Raw genomic sequence first — 3,227 nt, 5'->3', positions numbered from 1 at the left:
GGATTGGGGACAGCAACACGGATGTAAAAGCCGCTACGGCCTGGGATAGTTGTGATGGCGCCCACAACAGCACTGTATCTACAACCTGTACCTACAATATCCCAAAAGATCCCTTTCCACCACTAGAAGAAATCGTTTTCGTCAGCCATGAAAATCGCCAGCTGGAATGTCAACTCAGTGCGAACCCGACTGGATCATGTTCTGAATTGGCTTGAGCACTCACAAGCAGATCTGTTGGCATTGCAGGAAACCAAGGTGGACGACCCTCAATTTCCGCTAGAGCCGTTTCTCCAGAGGGGATATCAAGTTCAGATTCACGGACAGAAGGCCTACAACGGCGTTGCACTGATTAGTCGCACACCACTGGAGGACGTGCGCATGGGTTTCAGCGCAGAACTCGTTGACGACGCAGAAGCCGAAGAGCTTGGGGCGCAAAAACGCGTCATCAGCGCTCTCATCGATGGCGTACGAGTCGTGAATTTGTACGTCCCCAATGGTTCAAGTCTCAGCTCGGATAAATACAGCTTCAAACTCACCTGGCTGTCCTGTCTGGAGCGCTACTTAAGGGCCATCCAAACCAGAGATGAACCGCTTTGCGTGATGGGAGATTTCAATATTGGTCTTGACGCGAAAGACCTCCCTGATCCAGATCGCTTAACCGGGGGGATCATGGCCTCAGATCGCGAGCGGAACGCGTTGAAAGCGGCCCTAGGTCCTGACCTTCAGGATGCATTTCGTCTGTTCGAACCGAACAGCGGCCATTGGAGCTGGTGGGATTACCGCAGTGGTGCTTGGGATCGAGATCGTGGCTGGCGAATCGATCACATCTATCTCGATGAAACGCTTCGGGACGTAGCTCGCAGCTGTTCAATCGACAAGCAAGAACGGGGACGCATCCAACCCAGCGACCACGCACCTGTCGTGGTGGACCTGGCCTGGGACTTCGAGGACGACGAAGAGGTTGAGGACTGATTCTGCCCAGAACGATGCTTGAAGCCAACACTTCCTTCAATACACAATGGCTTCTGCGGGAAGCGATTGTCCCTCGGCTTGCAATTGCACGGAACGTCGCATCGACTCACCGCAACTCTGAGGTGTCGGGAAGATTTTCCCGGGATTGGCACGGCCAAGCGGATCAAAAGCAAGCCGAACCCACTGCATGCTGACCAGGTCATCGGCGCTGAACATTTGGTCGAGATAACAGCGTTTATCACTGCCAACCCCGTGTTCACCGCTGATGCTGCCGCCAACCTCAAGGCAAAGATTCATGATCGCGCCGCCGAGAGCTTTCACCCGTTCATTCACACCCTGCTCTGAGGTGCGGTACAAGATCAAAGGATGCAGGTTGCCATCACCGGCATGGAACACATTCGCAACGACGAGACCGTGTTCGGCACTGAGCTGATCAATGGCCTCGAGGACCCTTGGCAGCGCCGTACGTGGCACCACACCGTCTTGGAGGTAATAGCTGGGGTATTGCCTACCCAGCGCTGAAATGGCACTTTTACGGCCTTTCCAAAGACGGGCGCGATCCTCTTCACTCCAGGCTTCACGGATCGCTCCAGCCCCAGCCTCTCGACAAAGGGCCGTGGTGACTGTGACAGCTTGCTTGACCTCCTGTTCCTGTCCATCGAGCTCAATCAATAAAACAGCTCCGGCCTCCGGCGGATATTCCTCTTCGCCAAACGCTTCATTCACCGCCTCAATGCAGGTCTGATCCATGATTTCCAGACCAGCCGGCAACACCCCCGCGCGAGTGATCAACCGCACAGCCTCTCCAGCGGCCTGCATGGACGGGAAATCTGCCAGCAACACACCAACAGCATCGGGAGCACGCAACAAGCGAAGGGTGATCGCCGTGGCGATTCCAAGGGTGCCCTCACTCCCAATGAACACACCCCGAAGATCAAGCTCAGCCGCATCGCACAACGAGGTGCCAAGGCGCGTGGGTGTGCCGTTAGGCAGCACTACATCCAAGGAGAGCACATGGTTGCTGGTGACGCCGTACTTCAAACAATGCACACCACCTGAATTTTCAGCGACATTGCCACCGATGCTGCAAACCACCTGACTCGAAGGATCTGGGGCGTAATAAAAGCCATCACCAACAACCGCACGACTCACCCAACTATTGATCACCCCAGGCTCCACCGTGATCGTCTGATTTTCGAGATCAATCTCGAGAATGCGGCGCATCCGACTGGTCACGACCAACAGCGCTTCTTGCTCAACCAACGCACCACCTGAAAGCCCCGTGCCACTCCCTCTCGCCACAAAAGGAATGCCTTGACGATGACAACACGCCAAAATTTGGGCTACCTGTTCGGCCGTTTCCGGCAACACCGCAAGCCTTGGCATGTGCCGATCCATGGTGAGACCGTCACAGTCGTAAGACAACAATTCCTGCCGTTTCGCGACCACTGATTTGGAGGGAAGAAACCCTCTCAACTCCCGCTCAAGCGCTGGCCAGTCGTAGTTCACTGATGACGTGCCGAACAGTTGCAACCTAGGCAGGTTTGTCATCAATTCTTAGGCTTCAACTACAGAAAAAACACATCGGGCCGATCTTGGGTCAAGATGTTGCACGGTTTGCAATTGCCCTTTGGCTCCCGTCCCCGTGACTGCTTCCAACCTGAACACCAGCCACTCCGAAGCCATTTTCAGTGCTGCCAAGGCTCTGATGCCCGGCGGAGTGAGCTCTCCGGTGCGCGCCTTCAAGTCGGTTGGCGGACAACCCATCGTGTTCGATCGGGTTAAAGGTCCTTACGCCTGGGATGTCGATGGCAATAAGTACGTGGACTACATCGGCAGCTGGGGGCCAGCCATCTGCGGTCATGCTCATCCAGAGGTCATCAGCTCTCTCCAAGAGGCGATCGAAAAAGGCACAAGCTTTGGTGCTCCCTGCGCTTTAGAGAACACCCTGGCCGAGATGGTGATTGAAGCCGTCCCAAGCGTTGAGATGGTGCGCTTTGTGAACAGCGGCACGGAAGCCTGCATGTCGATGCTGCGCCTGATTCGAGCTTTTACAGGGCGCGACAAAATCATCAAGTTCGAAGGCTGTTACCACGGCCATGCGGACATGTTCCTCGTCAAAGCTGGCTCAGGCGTGGCAACACTCGGTTTGCCTGATTCCCCCGGAGTGCCAAGGAGCACCACAGCCAACACGCTGACAGCTCCGTACAACGATCTGGAATCGGTCAAGCAGCTCTTCGCTGAGAATCCTGACG

At 55.5% G+C, this 3,227-nt stretch carries 4 protein-coding genes; 3 read left to right on the top strand and 1 reads right to left on the bottom strand.

Going from position 1 to position 3,227, the window contains the following annotated elements; all coding sequences use genetic code 11:
• The coding region (locus NCN04_RS09905; RefSeq protein ID WP_250395983.1) for a hypothetical protein at positions 1-215 on the top strand (215 nt) is incomplete at its 5' end.
• Positions 148-972, top strand: a complete 825-nt coding sequence (xth, locus tag NCN04_RS09900; protein ID WP_250395982.1) for an exodeoxyribonuclease III — start codon at positions 148-150, stop codon at positions 970-972. The genes NCN04_RS09905 and xth, both read left to right, overlap by 68 nt.
• Before the next feature lie 36 nt (positions 973-1,008).
• Here xth and NCN04_RS09895 read toward each other — a convergent pair whose 3' ends face one another.
• The gene (locus tag NCN04_RS09895) at positions 1,009-2,523 is read right to left on the bottom strand and encodes an FAD-linked oxidase C-terminal domain-containing protein (RefSeq protein ID WP_250395981.1); all 1,515 of its coding nucleotides are present in this window, start codon (positions 2,521-2,523) and stop codon (positions 1,009-1,011) included.
• Positions 2,524-2,617: 94 nt separating this feature from the next.
• Between NCN04_RS09895 and NCN04_RS09890 the strand changes: the two genes are divergently transcribed.
• On the top strand, positions 2,618-3,227 hold a 610-nt coding region (locus NCN04_RS09890; RefSeq protein WP_250395980.1), incomplete at its 3' end, for an aminotransferase class III-fold pyridoxal phosphate-dependent enzyme.

This window comes from Synechococcus sp. MU1655, assembly GCF_023630655.1.
Lineage (GTDB): Bacteria > Cyanobacteriota > Cyanobacteriia > PCC-6307 > Cyanobiaceae > Synechococcus_C.
This window is presented reverse-complemented; position numbering and strand designations above follow the sequence as displayed.

Bases quoted from the DNA above. Each gene is read 5' to 3' on its own strand.
- xth (WP_250395982.1), top strand. From the start codon at position 148: ATGAAAATCGCCAGCTGGAATGTCAACTCAGTGCGAACCCGACTGGAT.
- NCN04_RS09895 (WP_250395981.1), bottom strand. From the start codon at position 2,523: ATGACAAACCTGCCTAGGTTGCAACTGTTCGGCACGTCATCAGTGAAC.